The 17288-nt window shown below is 46.4% G+C and carries 10 protein-coding genes; 7 read left to right on the top strand and 3 right to left on the bottom strand.

All coding sequences use genetic code 11. The features are described 5' to 3' along the window. Positions 1–174 precede the first annotated feature (174 nt). Both INF29_RS00940 and INF29_RS00935 read left to right on the top strand, forming a co-directional pair. Complete coding sequence (locus tag INF29_RS00940; protein WP_193484093.1) at positions 175–534, top strand: BlaI/MecI/CopY family transcriptional regulator; 360 nt, start codon at positions 175–177, stop codon at positions 532–534. A gap of 2 nt (positions 535–536) precedes the next feature. After that, a complete protein-coding gene (locus INF29_RS00935; RefSeq protein WP_193484092.1) occupies positions 537–2630 on the top strand; it encodes a M56 family metallopeptidase in 2094 nt (697 codons plus the stop codon). Between the two features lie 247 nt (positions 2631–2877). Here the strand turns inward: INF29_RS00935 and INF29_RS00930 are convergent, their stop codons facing one another. The 3 genes from INF29_RS00930 to INF29_RS00920 form a co-directional block, all read right to left on the bottom strand. Continuing rightward, positions 2878–3516: a DUF3885 domain-containing protein gene (locus tag INF29_RS00930; protein ID WP_193484091.1), complete on the bottom strand. Its 639-nt coding sequence runs from the start codon at positions 3514–3516 to the stop codon at positions 2878–2880. 159 nt (positions 3517–3675) lie between these two features. Next, positions 3676–4536: a DMT family transporter gene (locus tag INF29_RS00925; RefSeq protein WP_193484090.1), complete on the bottom strand. Its 861-nt coding sequence runs from the start codon at positions 4534–4536 to the stop codon at positions 3676–3678. Positions 4537–4675: 139 nt separating this feature from the next. Further along, on the bottom strand, positions 4676–5326 hold the full coding sequence (locus INF29_RS00920; RefSeq protein ID WP_193484089.1) for an epoxyqueuosine reductase QueH: 651 nt from the start codon (positions 5324–5326) through the stop codon (positions 4676–4678). A 772-nt stretch (positions 5327–6098) separates the two neighbouring features. Here INF29_RS00920 and rpoB point away from each other — a divergent pair. From rpoB to fusA, 5 genes are all read left to right on the top strand, one after another. After that, complete coding sequence (rpoB, locus tag INF29_RS00915) at positions 6099–9959, top strand: DNA-directed RNA polymerase subunit beta (protein WP_087989105.1); 3861 nt, start codon at positions 6099–6101, stop codon at positions 9957–9959. Between the two features lie 17 nt (positions 9960–9976). Further along, on the top strand, positions 9977–13624 hold the full coding sequence (rpoC, locus tag INF29_RS00910) for a DNA-directed RNA polymerase subunit beta' (RefSeq protein ID WP_193484088.1): 3648 nt from the start codon (positions 9977–9979) through the stop codon (positions 13622–13624). Positions 13625–13970: 346 nt separating this feature from the next. Next, positions 13971–14393 (top strand): 30S ribosomal protein S12, encoded by a 423-nt coding sequence (gene rpsL, locus INF29_RS00905; RefSeq protein ID WP_022365480.1) that lies wholly within the window; start codon positions 13971–13973, stop codon positions 14391–14393. A gap of 158 nt (positions 14394–14551) precedes the next feature. Further along, entirely contained in the window at positions 14552–15022 is a 471-nt protein-coding gene (gene rpsG / locus INF29_RS00900; RefSeq protein WP_072851245.1) for a 30S ribosomal protein S7, read from the top strand. Positions 15023–15125: 103 nt separating this feature from the next. After that, positions 15126–17207, top strand: a complete 2082-nt coding sequence (gene fusA, locus INF29_RS00895) for an elongation factor G (protein ID WP_193484087.1) — start codon at positions 15126–15128, stop codon at positions 17205–17207. The last annotated feature ends 81 nt before the right edge of the window (positions 17208–17288 follow it).

Below are 17288 nucleotides of genomic sequence, written 5' to 3'. Positions count from 1 at the left end.
TTGTTTATCAGGATTTTATGGAAATATTTTCTTTTAAAACAATGTTTTCTGAAGGAAAGACTGTTGTTTTGTTTTTTTGTATGAAAATAGAAACAAATCATTGACAAATTGGTCTATAGATTATAGACTAAAAGAAAAGAAGTCTAAAACTTATAGACCGAAAGGGGGGATACCATGGGATACCAATTGACGGAAACAGAAGAACGATTGGCAGAGATTTTATGGAAGCATGTTCCTATGTCCTCGGCAGAATTGGTGAAAATCTGTGGAGAGGAAATGGACTGGAAGAAGTCTACCACCTATACCATGCTGAAAAAACTGGAGCAAAAAGGGGTCTTTGTCAATGAAAAAGGCATGATTCGGGCGGTATATACCAAAGAGGAATGGCAGGCACAGGAAAGCAGACAATTTGTCAAAGACAGCTTCGGTGGTTCCCTGCCAAAGTTTCTCACAGCCTTTGCAAAGGGGAAAGGGCTGACAGCAAAAGAAGTGGAGGAGATGAAAAAGCTTATTGAGACATACGAGGAGGGCTGAGTATGGATGGACTGTTTCTGGAAATTTTGAATTTATCCCTTTACGGCAGTTTTGCCATTGTGGCAGTGCTGATTCTGCGGTTTTTGCTGAAAAAAAGCCCTAAGTCCATTTCTTATGGTTTGTGGCTGGTGGTATTTCTGGCACTGATTCTGCCTGTACGCATTAAGACTTCCTATAGTCCTATGCCTGTGGGGGTGGAAAGTTTTCGGCAGGAAAAGCTCTATCAAGCAGTGCCGCAAGTGGAAAGCGGGATTTCCCTCGTGGATGATTTTGTGGCAGAACGGACACCAGTGCGGAAATTGGGAGAAGAAGTTTTTCCCATGGAACGGATGGTGGAAGGGGCTTCTGTGGTTTGGTTTGCAGGGACAGTGATCTTGCTGGCATACGGCATGATTTCTTCTTGGAAACTGCGGAAGAAACTGAAAAATGGGGAAAAGCTGGAACCGAATGTATATCAGGTGGAAGGACTGCCCACAGCGTTTGTTATGGGAATGCCGCCCTGCATCTATCTTCCGGCGGATTTGACAGAGGAAGAACGGGAGTATGTGCTTTGTCATGAGAGAATCCATATCAAACGGCATGATATGCGCATGAAACAAGGGGCTTTTGTCATTCTTTGTCTGCATTGGTTCAATCCGCTGGTTTGGCTGGCATTCCGGTGTATGGAAGCGGATATGGAAAGCTCCTGTGATGAAAAGGTGTTGGAAAAAATGGGGACAGACATCAAAAAAGGATATTCTCTTTCTTTGGTGCGGCTGTCGGCAGAGGAAAGATGGTTCGGTACCCCTTTGGCTTTTGGGGAAAAGCCCATCAAAACAAGGGTAAAGCATATTCTCCAATACAAAAAGCCCGTTTCTGTTGTGGCAGGGCTGGCAGTTGTGGCAGCGGTGGCAGTGGGATGCGCCATTTGGAGTGCGCCGGAAAAAGTGGATGACAGCAATGACATCGCCAGAATGGAGGAAGAAAAGATTGTCTCTATGGTGGAAAGTCAGGGCAGTCATATCATTGACAGAGAAGTGATGCAAGCGACACAGCATGCTTGTGTGGATGGATTGCTGGGGGAAGGTATCGCTGTGGAAGTCTGGTCGGGAGAATGTCAATACCAGCTGGACAGCGACAAGCCTTTGCAGCTGCCGGAGGGCGTTACACAGGAAGGCGATTATCTGTATCTGGAATCAGAAAAATACGCCTTTGGGGCAATGAGTCTGCCGGAACCCGATGAAAGCGGCGTTGCGGAATTTTCCTATACAGAGGAACAGGCGGCTTTATTTGGCGTATGCTTTGGCAGTCTGCGTTTCTATGAACAGACTATGCCCCAAGAGGAAATGGGGACTATGGTGCGGGTCCTTCTGGAGGAAAAAGGATATCTCACACCGGAAACATACCCGGGAAATCATATCATTGTGGACGTATCTCTCCATCAGCAGAAAGGATATAGTGATCAGCGGCTGCTTCTGTCCCAGCCTGTGAAACAGGGGGATGGCGGTATCTGGTGCGTGGAACGATGGAGCGATGAACTGGGACACCTTTATTACAACTATGTCAGCGGTGCGGAAGAAGACGTTTATTACGCCGAACAGCAGGCACAGTGTGACGAAGGACACAAGGTAGGGCTTTTGAATCCCGAAGATGTTGCCATGACATTTCTGCGGGATGAAATGGGGCTTTGGTCTGTGACTACGGATGATATTGTGGTGAGAGAAGGAACTCTAGAGGATTTTTACGGAGATATGTCCTCTAAACAGTTCGGGTATATCTTAGAGTTGGATTTTGAAAATGAGTGGCTCAGATTGAACGAAGCCCAGTGGTATACAGAGGAAAACAGAGAACGTCTGGCACAGGTGCATCTGGACCCCAATATGGAAATGCCAAACGGATATTATATTCGCACATGGGAAAACGACAGAACCATGGATATGGGAAAACGACCAGAAATTCTGGTGGTGGAATTCACGGAAAACGGTGTGGAGCAGAAACAGCTGAAAAGCTGGAAAGAACTGCAGAAGCATCTGGAAGAAGAAGGCGGATACCTGCCTTTCTGGATTACTTCGGAAAATGGTGTTGTGACAAAAGTGGAAGAACAGTATGTTCCGTAACACAAAAAAGGCACAGAATTGAGGGTGTCGAAAAAGTCGACACCCTTCGTCAAAATCAGGATTTTGACGTGGTTACTGTATGTATAAACAGTACGTTCCATCGGCATAAAAATGCCTTGAAACGTGCTGTTTTCCTCGTCGGAAGTGAATTCCGACTGCGGATTCCATTTGGGACACGCTTCGTTTCCCAAACCCTTCCGCGTTCTTGCAAAAGTGTAAAATATAATTTTTTGACAGTCTGAGAATTTTAGATGGGTTCTGTGCCTTTTGTATTTGCAAAGATTTCGTCCATACGGGGCAGGTCGTAGTCTAAGAGCCAATTATGGCAGTCCTCATAAAAAGGAGAAAGAAGGGTCTTGTCCGCCGCTACCAAGTCCATACCTCTGTCATCATAGAGATGGAGGAGGAAAGGTGTCTGGGTGTTGAAAAAGAAAACAGCAGAGGAAAGCTCCAGAAATCCGGCGAAATCAGTTTTCAGGATACCGTCCAGCAGGGCGGCGGTTTTAGGGGGCGTTTCTTCCATATCCCAGAAAAAGAAGATACGAGTAAAGGGTTCGCCGTCACGGTCTACGGTTTCCTGTTCATAGACCTCCGCAGGTTCTGGCAGGCGAGCAAGTTTGCAGAAACGGTCGAGAAGCTCGTTGATGTCGGAATCCATATCCGGTGTGCGGTAGAGCACCCAAAGGAGGGTATCGAAGGCAGGCGCTTTTTCATAAAGAAAAGAGGTGCGCCAGTATGCCATACGGAAATAACGGGGGTCATTGACGGGAATGTCCTCGGGACCGATTTCGAAACGGAGGGACAGGGGACTTTCGTAGAATATGGGTAATTGCAGGCGTTCATTGCCCAGTGCCTGCAATGTGGACAGGGTTCGTTCTAATAACATGGGAGACTCCTTTTGTGATATTTTGCAATAGTATAGCAGAAAATGGAAAAGAAAAAAAGAGAATGGAAAAGATGCCTGAAATTTTGCAAAAAAGAAGAAAGCTGAAATCTTTTTGCAGAGATTCCAGCTTTCTTTGTTTTCTAATGAAGAAATTTGTGTTTATGCTTTTTCTGTTCGGGTGGTGCGCAGGAACATGGCAATGGCTGTGCCGCAAATGATGGCGTAACCTACCCAGCTGAGCCAGTCGGGAATCTGCCCGAATATAATGAAGCCCAGAAGCGCTGAGAAGGGAATCTGGAAGTAGTCGAAAACAGAAATTTCCCTTGCAGGCGCGTAGCAGTAAGCGGCAGTGATGGTGAACTGACCGCCGGCGGCAGAAAGACCTGCAAGAAGAAGTGTGCCAAGCTGCACCCAAGTCATAGGGTGGAAATCGAAAATCAGGAAGGGCAGCAGCACCACGCAGGAGAATGCCGAGAAGAAGAACACGATAAATGGTCCGGCAATTCCCTGCTGTCCCAAAGAGCGGACATAGGTATACGCAAGACCAGCGCCAAGACCACCCATAAGCCCGATGAGAGCAGGAATGAGATTCATATTGCCTGTGGGTTTGACAATGAACAGAACACCGATGAAGGCGGTGATGATGGACAATGTCTGGAAGCGGTTGGGTTTTTCTTTCAGCAGGAAAATGGCAAAAATAACCGCAAAGAAGGGTGACATCTTATTGAGCATGGATGCGTCTGCCAGAACCAGATGGTCTACGGCATAGAAGTTGCACAGAACACCCACGGTGCCTGCCAATGCCCGCCAGAACAGATGCAGTTTGGCTTTAGGGGTAAAAGTTACTTTGGGGCGTTCCCGATACAAAATCACAGCGGCAAAGAGCAGTGCCACGAAATTACGGAAAAAACTTTTCTGCATGGAAGGCAGGTCGCCGGAAAGCCGCACAAACAAATTCATCAAAGCGAAAAAGAAGGATGATGCGGTGATGCACAAAATCCCTTTTTGTTTTTGTGTCATAAGAAAACTCCTTTCAGAAAAAATCGCACGGGGTTTATTATACGACGGTTTTGGAGGAAAGAAAAGAGAAAATCCGGCTTTTTTCCAAAAAAGAACAGCAAGAAAGCCTTTTAGAAGGTTTTTGCTGTCTGATTTGGTTTTATTCGCCGTGGATGGCTTTTCTGCGGGCTTCGGCTTCCGCTTTGGAGAAAGGACAGCCGCAGTAATCCTGACGGTAGAGGTGGTACTGTTCTGACAGTTCGCAGGAGCGTTTATAGCCGTTTTTCTTTTTGAAATCGGAAAAGAGATAAGAAACGCCGTAGGTTTCTGCCAGTTCTTTGCCGATGGCATTGAGCACCTGTGCGTTTTTATGAGGGCTGATGGAAAGGGTGGTGGTGAAGTAATCAAAGCCGCCAGCCTTTGCCGCTTCCGCTGTCTTTTTCAGACGAAGGGTATAGCAGTCGAAGCAACGCTGTCCCCCTTCCAGTTCCTGCTCTCTGCCTTTTGCCATGGCGAAAAAGGTTTCCGGATCATATTCTCCAACGATGCAGGACACTTCTCCTTCCAAAGGCATCTGAGCAATGAGTTTCTGCTGTTCTTCCGCACGGTGGGTAAATTCTGCCGCAGGGGAGATATTGGGGTTATAGTAATATACGGTAATATCAAAATAATGGGAGAGATACTCCAATACATAAGAAGAACAGGGACCGCAGCAGCTATGAAGCAGCAGACGGGGACGGCGTTCTTCCTTTTCTATGGTCTTTAACGTGCGTTCCAGCACAATCTGATAATTCTCTTTCTGCAAGATCAACACCTCGTTTCTATCTCAAACAGTGTAACAGGTAAGGAAGAAAATGTAAAGAAGTGTGATGTATTTAAAAAAGAACAAAAATAGTTCACAAAATTACGATTTTTTGAGATGGTAAAATCAAAAAACAGTCATGAAATTTTAACGGAATTTTAGCGGTGTTTTATACAAAATGTCACTTGCGCCCAAAATGCAATGGGAAAGAACGGAGAAAAGAGGGAAAGGGGTTGTGCAAATGGGAGAAGGAAAAAAAGCAATAAAAAAAGGCGGGAAACCGCCGGAAATTCAAGGAAAAAGGGCTTGACAGCCAGTTTTAGATGTGGTAAAATATCTCACACATTGGCAAACAAGCACACATATCCATGATTTATGGTCAGTATAGCATAGAGGTTTGCAAAATTCAACATCTTTTTGCAGAATTCGGCAGGAACCTTGAAATACAGGGGATTTCTGACACATAAGGATTGCGCTTTGTTTGGAATCATTGGCTTTTATATGGTGAACGGGAGGCTGTATGGCAAACTGTTCAAAAGTTGCATTAGAATTTCTTAGATAAAAGAGGCTTTTGTCACGACCACTGATCAAAGGTGGTGCAGGCAAAGGTCTAGCTTTGTTTGGGCAATTCTAAATTTTTTGCGCAAAAGCAGAAAATTTCTGCAAAAAAGCAGCTGCCATGGACGCCTGATAGAGAGAAACGACAGGTCGTTTTTCTGTATCAAGTGTCCGTAGGGCAGTGGTAATGTCGGTGTGATAGATAAATTCGAGAGGTGACAAGATGGAAAAAAACAGAATTCATGCACTCCGTTTTGGCGACACGACACGAATGAGCTATTCCAAAATCAACGAAGTTTTGGATATGCCCAATCTGATCGAGGTGCAGAAGGACAGTTACCAGTGGTTTTTGAAGGAAGGTTTGAAGGAAGTATTTGAAGATATTTCCCCCATCACAGACTTCAGCGGCAATCTGGTGCTGGAATTCATTGATTTTACATTGGATTCCGAACCCAAATTCTCCATTGAAGAATGTAAGGAACGTGATGCCACCTATGCGGCAGCATTGAAAGTAAAAGCAAGACTGTATAACAGAGAATTGGACGAACTGAAGGAACAGGAAATCTTCATGGGCGATTTCCCTCTGATGACAGAAACAGGCACCTTCATCATCAACGGTGCAGAACGTGTTATCGTCAGCCAGTTGGTTCGTTCCCCCGGCATTTACTATGCTTCTGATTTTGACAAAGTTGGGAAAAAGCTGCTTTCCGCAACTGTTATCCCCAACAGAGGCGCTTGGCTGGAATATGAAACAGACTCCAACGACGTATTCTATGTAAGAGTTGACCGTACCAGAAAAGTTCCCGTGACAGTTCTGATTCGTGCACTGGGCATTGGCTCCGACGCGGAAATCATTGACCTGTTCGGCGAAGAACCTAAGATTCTGGCAACGCTGGAAAAAGACGTTTCCAAATCTTACGAAGAAGGTCTGATCGAAATCTATAAAAAGCTGCGTCCCGGCGAACCTCCCACAGTGGAAAGTTCCGAATCCCTGCTGCGCGGCATGTTCTTCGATCCCAAACGTTATGACCTGGCAAAAGTAGGCCGTTACAAATTCAACAAGAAACTGGCTCTGAGAAACAGAATCCGCGGTGCAAAACTGGCGGAAGCAGTGGTTGACCCTATGACAGGGGAAGTTCTGGCTGAAGAAGGCGCAGTGCTGACAATGGAACTGTGCGATACCATCCAGGACAGCGGTATCGACCACCTGTATATTGAAGTAGAAGAAAGAAAAGTAAAAATCCTGACAAACCGTGCAGTTGCAATTGATGCATATCTGGAAGAATTCGGTCTGACAGCAGACGATGTAAACATCAAAGAAAGAGTTTACTTCCCTGTGCTGGAACAGCTGCTGAACGAATACACAACAGCAGAAGAACTGAAAGCTGCCATCAAAGAAAACATCCACGAACTGGTGCCTAAGCACATCACACTGGAAGACATCATGGCTTCCATCAACTATGTGATGCAGCTGGATTACGGCTACGGCAACGTGGACGATATCGACCATCTGGGCAACAGACGTATCCGCTCTGTAGGGGAACTGCTGCAGAACCAGTTCCGTATCGGTCTGTCCAGAATGGAAAGAGTTGTTCGTGAAAGAATGACAACACAGGATCTGGCTGTGGTAACACCTCAGGCGCTGATCAACGTACGTCCTGTAACAGCTGCTATCAAGGAATTCTTCGGTTCCTCCCAGCTGTCTCAGTTCATGGACCAGAACAACCCTCTGAGTGAATTGACACATAAGAGACGTCTGTCCGCACTGGGTCCCGGCGGTCTGTCCAGAGAAAGAGCAGGCTTCGAAGTTCGAGACGTTCACCATTCTCACTACGGCAGAATGTGTCCTATCGAAACACCAGAAGGTCCTAACATCGGTCTGATCAATACACTGGCAACATTTGCCCGCATCAATGAATATGGTTTCATTGAAGCGCCTTACAGAAAAGTAGACCAGAGCGGCGATGAACCTCGCGTAACAGACGAGTTCATTTACGTTACCGCTGACGAAGAAGAAAACTACAATGTAGCGCAGGCGAACGAACCTCTGGACGCAGAAGGCCATTTCGTTCATAAGAAAGTAACCGGTCGTCACCGTGAAGACATCATCGAAGTTGACAGAAGCCAGATCCACCTGATGGACGTATCTCCTAAACAGATGGTATCCGTTGCAACAGCGCTGATTCCTTTCCTGGAAAACGACGACGCGAACCGTGCGCTGATGGGTTCCAACATGCAGCGTCAGGCTGTACCTCTGATGGTAACTGACTCTCCTATCGTTGGTACCGGTATGGAATACAAAACAGCAAAAGACTCCGGTATCTGTGCTATCGCGAAAAACAGCGGTGTGGTAGAAAGAGTTTCCGCAAACGAAATCGTCATCCGTAACGATGAATCCATGCGTGACACATACAAACTGATCAAGTATCAGAGAAGTAACCAGAGCACCTGCCTGAACCAGAAACCTATTGTAAACGTAGGCGACAGAGTTGAAGCAGGTCAGATCATCGCCGACGGCGCTTCCACTTGTCAGGGGGAACTGGCACTGGGTAAAAACCCTCTGATCGGTTTTATGACATGGGAAGGTTACAACTACGAAGACGCGGTTCTGCTCAGTGAAAAACTGGTGCAGGACGACGTATATACTTCCGTTCATATCAATGAATTTGAAGCAGACGCCAGAGATACAAAACTGGGGCCTGAAGAAATCACAAGAGATATCCCTAACGTAGGCGAAGACGCACTGCGTGACCTGGATGAAAGAGGTATCGTCCGCATCGGTGCGGAAGTACACCCCAACGACATCCTGGTTGGTAAAGTAACACCGAAGGGCGAAACCGAGCTGACCGCAGAAGAAAGACTGCTGCGCGCAATCTTCGGTGAAAAAGCAAGAGAAGTTAGAGATACCTCCCTGCGTGTTCCTCACGGTGAAACAGGTATCATCGTAGACGTTAAGATCTTTACCAGAGAAAACGGCGACGACGTAGGTCCCGGCGTAAACCAGCTGGTAAGAGTTTATATTGCACAGAAACGTAAAATCTCCGTCGGCGACAAGATGGCTGGTCGTCACGGTAACAAAGGGGTTGTGTCCCGTGTACTGCCTGTGGAAGATATGCCCTTCCTGCCCAACGGCCGTCCACTGGACATCGTACTGAACCCTCTGGGTATTCCTTCCCGTATGAATATCGGGCAGGTATTGGAAACCCACCTGTCCCTGGCTGCAAAAGTTCTGGGCTGGAAAATCAGCACACCCGTATTCGACGGTGCAAACGAAATCGACATCATGGATACACTGGAAATGGCAAACGACTATGTCAACACAGAATGGGAAGAATTCTCCGAAAAATGGAAACCCCTGCTGGAAGGCGACATCTATGATGAACTGTATGCAAACAGAGATCACAGAGAAGAATGGAAAGGCGTTGCCATCAGCAGAGACGGTAAAGTTTCCCTGCGTGACGGTCGTACCGGCGAATTCTTCGATAACCGCGTAACCATCGGTTACATGCACTACCTGAAACTGCACCACCTGGTAGACGATAAGATCCACGCACGTTCCACTGGCCCGTACTCCCTGGTTACCCAGCAGCCTCTGGGTGGTAAGGCACAGTTCGGCGGTCAGCGTTTCGGTGAAATGGAAGTTTGGGCGCTGGAAGCATACGGCGCAGCTTACACACTGCAGGAAATCCTGACAGTGAAGTCCGACGATATCGTAGGTCGTGTAAAAACTTACGAAGCTATTGTTAAGGGCGAAAACATCCCCGAACCCGGCGTGCCTGAATCCTTCAAGGTACTGCTGAAAGAACTGCAGTCCCTGGCACTGGATATCCGCGTACTGCGTGAAGACCAGACTGAAGTAGAAATCAAGGAATCCATTGAAGATGTGGATGATCTGAATGTAAATATCGACGGCTTTGAAGGTGAAGACGATGAATTCCGTCGTCCCAGACCTATGACAGCCGAAGAAGAACTGGTGGACTTCCTCTTTGATGATGAAGAAGGCACCGTACACGACAACAGCGATCTGCTGTCCGATGATTATGCCGGCGGCGAAGAACTGTTGGACGATTATGACGAAGAATAAGAAAGGAGAACAAGCCCATGAGCACACAAAACACAGAACAGGGAATTGTTTTTGATTCCATTAAGATTGGATTGGCTTCTCCTGAAAAAATCCATGAATGGTCCAGAGGCGAAGTAAAGAAACCCGAAACCATCAACTACAGAACACTGAAACCTGAAAAAGACGGTCTGTTCTGCGAAAGAATCTTCGGGCCCACAAAGGACTGGGAATGCCACTGTGGGAAATATAAAAGAATCCGTTACAAAGGCGTTGTCTGCGACCGCTGCGGCGTTGAAGTAACAAAGGCAAAGGTTAGAAGAGAAAGAATGGGTCACATCGAACTGGCTGCACCCGTTTCCCACATCTGGTATTTCAAGGGTATCCCTTCCAGAATGGGTCTGATTCTTTCCATGAGCCCCAGAGCACTGGAAAAGGTTCTGTACTTTGCGTCTTATATCGTACTGGATGCAGGGGACACAGAACTGCAGTACAAACAGCTGCTGAGCGAAAGAGAATACAGAGAAGCATATGATAAATACGGCAACCGTTTTGAAGCAGCAATGGGTGCGGAAGCAATCAAAAGACTGCTCCAGGACATTGATCTGGAAAAAGAAGCCGACGAGCTGAAAAAACAGCTCGTCGACACCACAGGTCAGAAACGTGTGCGTATCATCAAGAAACTGGAAGTTGTGGAAAGCTTCCGCGTATCCGGCAACAAGCCTGAATGGATGATTCTGGATGCTATCCCGGTTATTCCTCCCGACATCCGTCCTATGGTACAGCTGGACGGCGGCCGTTTCGCAACCAGTGACCTGAATGATCTGTACAGACGTGTTATCAACAGAAACAACCGTCTGAAAAGACTGCTGGATCTGGGCGCGCCTGACATCATCGTTAGAAACGAAAAAAGAATGCTGCAGGAAGCTGTTGACGCCCTGATCGACAACGGCAGACGCGGCAGACCTGTAACAGGCCCCGGCAACAGAGCGCTGAAATCTCTGTCCGATATGCTGAAAGGGAAACAGGGTCGTTTCCGTCAGAACCTGCTGGGTAAACGTGTTGACTACTCCGGCCGTTCCGTTATCGTTGTAGGCCCCGAACTGAAGATTTTCCAGTGCGGTCTGCCGAAAGAAATGGCTATCGAGCTGTTCAAACCTTTTGTAATGAAGAAACTGGTGGAAGATGGTCTGGCTCACAACATCAAATCCGCTAAGAGAATGGTAGAAAGACTGCAGACAGAAGTTTGGGACATCTTGGAAGATGTCATCAAAGAACATCCCGTTATGCTGAACCGTGCCCCAACTCTGCACAGACTGGGTATCCAGGCATTTGAACCCGTACTGGTAGAAGGACGTGCAATCAAACTGCATCCTCTGGTATGTACAGCGTACAACGCCGACTTCGACGGTGACCAGATGGCGGTTCACGTACCTCTGTCCGTAGAAGCACAGGCAGAATGCAGATTCCTGCTGCTTTCTCCTAACAACTTGCTGAAACCTTCCGATGGTGCTCCTGTAACCGTACCCTCTCAGGATATGATCCTGGGTATGTATTACCTGACACTGGAAAGAGAAGATTTGAATAAAAAATATGAAGAAGATATTCTGGACGCAGAAGGCAATGTCATCGTTGCCAAAGGCGACCCTATCATCAAAGTATTTAAAGATGAAAAAGAAGCCATGCTGGCTTACGATAACCACGAAATTTATCTGCAGGAAGTTATCAAAGTCAGAAGAACCATGGAATTTAACGGCGTAAAAGAAACCAGACTGGTAAAAGCTACCGTTGGTCGTATCATCTTCAACGAAGCAATTCCTCAGAATCTGGGTTACGTTGACAGAACAAACGACGAAACCAAATTTGACTACGAAGTTGGTTTCCTGGTAGATAAAAAAGCCATCGGTAAGATCATCAACAAGTGCATCAACCGCTGCGGCGCAACACAGACAGCTGATGTACTGGATAAGATCAAATCCCTGGGTTACAAATTCTCCACAAGAGCAGCTATGACAGTATCCGTATCCGATATGGAAATTCCTAAGGAAAAAGCGGAATATCTGGCAGAAGCAGAAGCAAAAGTAGATCTGATCACAAGAAAATTCCGTCGTGGTTTGATGACAGACGAAGAACGTCACCAGAAAGTTATCGAAGCATGGAACATTGCCGATGATAAGATCACTGTGGCTCTGCTGGCTGGTCTGGGTAAATACAACAACATCTTCATGATGGCTAACTCCGGTGCCCGTGGTTCCAACAGACAGATCAAACAGCTGGCTGGTATGCGTGGTCTGATGGCATCCCCTAACGGCGGTATCATCGAACTGCCTATCAAAGCGAACTTCCGTGAAGGCCTGTCCGTACTGGAATACTTCATTTCCGCGCACGGTGCTCGTAAAGGTCTGACCGATACAGCGCTGAAGACAGCCGACTCCGGTTACCTGACACGTCGTCTGGTAGACGTATCTCAGGATATTATCGTTAGAGAATGGGACTGCTGCGAAGGCAGAAACATCGAAACACCTTGTATGGAAATTTCCGCTTTCATGGATGGCAACGAAGTCATCGAAGATCTGCAGGATCGTATCCGCGGCAGATGGTCTGCTTATGACATCATCCATCCCGAAACAGGCGAAATCATTGTTCCTGCTGACACCATGATCACCGTAGATCAGGCAGAAGCAGTGGAAAAAGCAGGTATCAAGAAAGTTTGGATCAGAACTGTACTGACATGTCGTTCCGAAGTTGGTATCTGTGCAAAATGTTACGGTGCCAACATGGCATCCGGCAGATATGTACGTATCGGTGAATCCGTAGGTATCATCGCGGCGCAGTCCATCGGTGAACCTGGTACACAGCTGACAATGCGTACATTCCATACTGGCGGTATCGCCGGCGATGACATCACACAGGGTCTTCCTCGTGTCGAAGAATTGTTTGAAGCAAGAAAACCTAAGGGTCTTGCAATCATCGCAGAATTCGGCGGTAATGTAACACTGAACGATACCAAGAAAAAACGTGAAGTAATCATCACAAACCCTGAAACAGGCGAAACAAAAGATTATCTGATTCCTTACGGTTCCAGAATCAAAGTTTACGACGGCGACATCATTGAAGCCGGTGATGAAATCACAGAAGGTAGCGTAAACCCTCACGACATTCTGAAGATCAAAGGCCTGAGAGGCGTTCAGGACTATATGATTCAGGAAGTACAGCGTGTATACCGTCTGCAGGGTGTAGAAATCAGCGACAAGCATATCGAAGTTATCGTTCGTCAGATGCTGAAACGTGTCAAGATCGAAGAAAACGGCGATACAGATTTCCTGCCCGGCTCTCTGGTTGACTGGCTGACATTTGAAAACACAAATGCAGTTCTGGAAGCAGAAGGCAAAGAACCTGCAAAAGGTTCCCGTGTACTGCTGGGTATCACAAAAGCATCCCTGGCAACAGATTCCTTCTTGTCCGCAGCTTCCTTCCAGGAAACAACAAGAGTCCTGACAGAAGCAGCAATCAAAGGCAAGATCGATCCACTGATTGGTCTGAAAGAAAACGTTATCATCGGTAAGCTGATTCCCGCTGGTACCGGCATGAGCCGTTACCGCAACATCGAACTGGAAACAGAACAGACCGAAGATGCGCAGGATTATCAGGCTGACGGCACTTATATCGACGAAGACGAAATGCTATAAGATGGCGTATAGAAAATGAGCAAAATGGATACAATCCCCAATGGGTTGTATCCATTTTTTTGCGTTAGCAGCATAAAGCGCCGAAAACAAAGGCTTTCGGGGATTTTGTCGGTGAAATGCGGTGTTTTGCAGAGATTTTTTGTATACAAAGCCGAAAAGGGTAAAATCTGCGTAAAATCAAGGGTTTTCAGGGGAAAAGGGTATTGACTTTTGATTTTTTGGGTGATAAAATTTTCTAGTGTCTGCGGGCTGGAAGTTTTCTAAGCGGCTTCTAAGACGCGACATCAAGCATACTGAAATAATGCAAGAGCAGAACGTATGAGATTCTATAAGGAGGTGCATTTTAATGCCAACGTTTAACCAGTTAGTAAGAAAAGGCAGACAGACTGTTGAGAAAAAATCCACAGCACCCGCTTTGCAGAAAGGCCTGAATTCTCTGCAGAAGAAAGCAACTGATGTTTCTTCTCCTCAGAAACGCGGTGTTTGCACAGCAGTAAAAACTTCTACACCTAAAAAACCTAACTCCGCTTTGAGAAAGATCGCCAGAGTTCGTCTTTCCAACGGGATTGAAGTAACAGCTTACATCCCCGGTGAAGGCCACAACCTGCAGGAACACTCCGTTGTTCTGATCAGAGGCGGTAGAGTAAAAGACCTGCCTGGTGTTCGTTACCACATCATCAGAGGTACACTGGATACAGCAGGGGTTGCAAACAGAATGCAGGCGCGTTCCAAATACGGCGCTAAACGCCCTAAAGCATCCAAGAAGTAATTCAATCATCGTAAAAAGAAGAAATGCCTTATACCAATCAATACAATCTGCGATTGCTTAGAAGGACGGATATAAGTTGAGAGATAAGGCATGAAAACACAGGCGAAAAGTCCTGTGAAGTACCGAGAATATCATTATTCATTAAGGAGGGAAGAATCGTGCCAAGAAAAGGACATGTTGCAAAAAGAGAGGTTTTAGCAGACCCTATTTACAACAGCAAGCTGGTTACAAAGCTGATCAACAGCATTATGCTGGACGGCAAGAAAGGTGTTGCTGAAAAAATCGTTTATGGTGCATTCGACAAAGTAGCAGAAAAAACAGGTAAAGAACCCCTGGAAGCATTTGAAGAAGCACTGGGCAATATCATGCCCGTACTGGAAGTTAAAGCTCGCCGTGTTGGTGGTGCTACTTACCAGGTTCCCATGGAAATCAGACCTGAAAGAAGACAGACTCTGGGTCTGAGATGGCTGACAGTTTACGCTAGAAAACGTGGCGAAAAAACTATGGTAGATCGTCTGGCAGCAGAAATCATGGACGCGCTGAACAATGCTGGCGGCGCTTGCAAGAAAAAAGACGAAACACACAAAATGGCAGAAGCAAACAAAGCTTTCTCTCATTTCAAATGGTAATTTTAAACTAAGAAACTTATGGATCAAGGCAAGCCCGAAAAGACTGATTAGCAGTTTTTTCGGGTATTGCCCGATTTTAGTATGACACGAAGGAGGAGTAAGCGTGGCAAACAGAGCGTTCCCGCTGGCCAAAACCAGAAATATTGGTATTATGGCACACATCGACGCAGGTAAGACAACACTTACAGAGCGTATTCTGTTCTACACAGGCCGTAACTACAAAATCGGTGATACCCACGAAGGTACAGCAACCATGGACTGGATGGAACAGGAACAGGAAAGAGGTATCACAATTACTTCCGCAGCGACAACTTGTCAGTGGAATGGTAACAGAATCAACATCATTGACACACCAGGTCACGTTGACTTCACAGTAGAAGTTGAACGTTCCCTGCGTGTACTGGACGGTGCCGTTTGCGTATTCTGCGCAAAAGGCGGTGTAGAACCTCAGTCCGAAACTGTATGGCGTCAGGCTGACAACTACAACGTACCCAGAATGGCATTTGTTAACAAAATGGACATCATGGGTGCAAACTTCTATAATGTACTGCAGATGATGGTAGACAGACTGGGTTGCACACCTGTTGCTGTTACTCTGCCTATCGGTGCAGAAAGCGATTTCGTTGGTATCATCGACCTGATGAAAATGAAAGCTCTGATCTATGAAGATGATCTGGGTAAAGAAATCGACGAAGAAGACATCCCCGCAGAATACTTGGACAAAGCTGAAGAATACAGAGCAAAAATGATCGAAGCAATCTGCGAAACAGACGAAGAACTGATGGAAAAATTCTTCGCTGAAGAAGAAATCACAGAAGAAGAACTGAAAGAAGCACTGCGTAAAGCATGTATCAACTGCGAACTGGTTCCCGTATTCTGCGGTTCCGCTTACAGAAACAAAGGCGTTCAGAAACTGCTGGACGGCGTTATCGAATATATGCCCGCTCCCATCGATATCCCCGCTATCAAAGGTATCGATCCCGAAACAGACCAAGAAGTAGAAAGACATTCTTCCGACGAAGAACCTTTCTCCGCTCTGGCATTCAAGATCATGAATGACCCCTTCGTTGGTAAGCTGGCATTCTTCCGTGTGTACTCCGGTACACTGGATGCAGGTTCTTACGTTTACAACTCTACAAAGGGTAAAAAAGAACGTGTAGGCCGTATCCTGCAGATGCACGCAAACCACAGAGAAGAAATCGACAAGGTTTACTCCGGTGATATTGCGGCTGCAGTAGGTTTCAAACTGACAACAACAGGTGACACAATCTGTGATGAAGATCACGAAGTAATTCTGGAATCCATGGTATTCCCTGAACCCGTTATCTCCGTTGCAATTGAACCTAAAACAAAAGCAGGTAGAGACAAAATGGGTATCGCTCTGGCAAAACTGGCAGAAGAAGATCCCACATTCAAAACATATACAGACTCCGAAACCGGTGACACAATCATCTCCGGTATGGGTGAACTGCACCTGGAAATCATCGTTGACCGTCTGCTGAGAGAATTCAAAGTAGAAGCAAACGTTGGTGCTCCTCAGGTTGCTTACAAAGAAACATTCCGTAAAGCTGTTGACGTTGAAGGTAAATTCGTTCGTCAGTCTGGTGGTAAAGGTCAGTATGGTCACTGTAAAGTGAAATTTGCACCTATCCCTACAGATGCAGAACACAACTACGAATTCATCAACAGCACCGTTGGTGGTTCTATTCCTAAGGAATATATCCCCGCTATCGACAAAGGTATTCAGCAGGCTATGCAGAGCGGTATCCTGGGCGGTTATCCCGTACTGGGCGTAAGAGCAGAAGTTTACGATGGTTCCTACCATGAAGTCGACTCCTCTGAAACTGCGTTCATGGTTGCTGGTTCCATGGCTTTCAAAGAAGCTATGAGAAAAGGTGACGCTGTACTGCTGGAACCCATCATGAAAGTTACAGTAACAGTACCCGAAGAATACATGGGTGACGTTATTGGTGACATCAACTCCCGTCGTGGCCGTATCGAAGGTATGGAAGCTAGAAACGGCGTACAGGTAATTCACTCCTTCGTACCTCTGGCTGAAATGTTCGGTTACTCCACAGACCTGCGTTCCAGATCTCAGGGCCGTGGTAACTACGTAATGGAAGTAGACCACTACGAACCCTGCCCGAAATCCGTTCAGGAAAAAGTTCTGGAAGGCAGAAAATAATTGCAAAAACCGGAATATAATTGTATTTTGGTATTGCAAAAACTGCGGAAGTTTAATATAATTAAGGACGATAGGTACATT

The organism is Anaerotignum lactatifermentans (genome assembly GCF_014982935.1).
Taxonomy (GTDB): domain Bacteria; phylum Bacillota; class Clostridia; order Lachnospirales; family Anaerotignaceae; genus Anaerotignum; species Anaerotignum lactatifermentans.
Note: the sequence above shows the minus strand (reverse complement) of the source record. Positions and strands in the feature narration are given on the sequence as shown.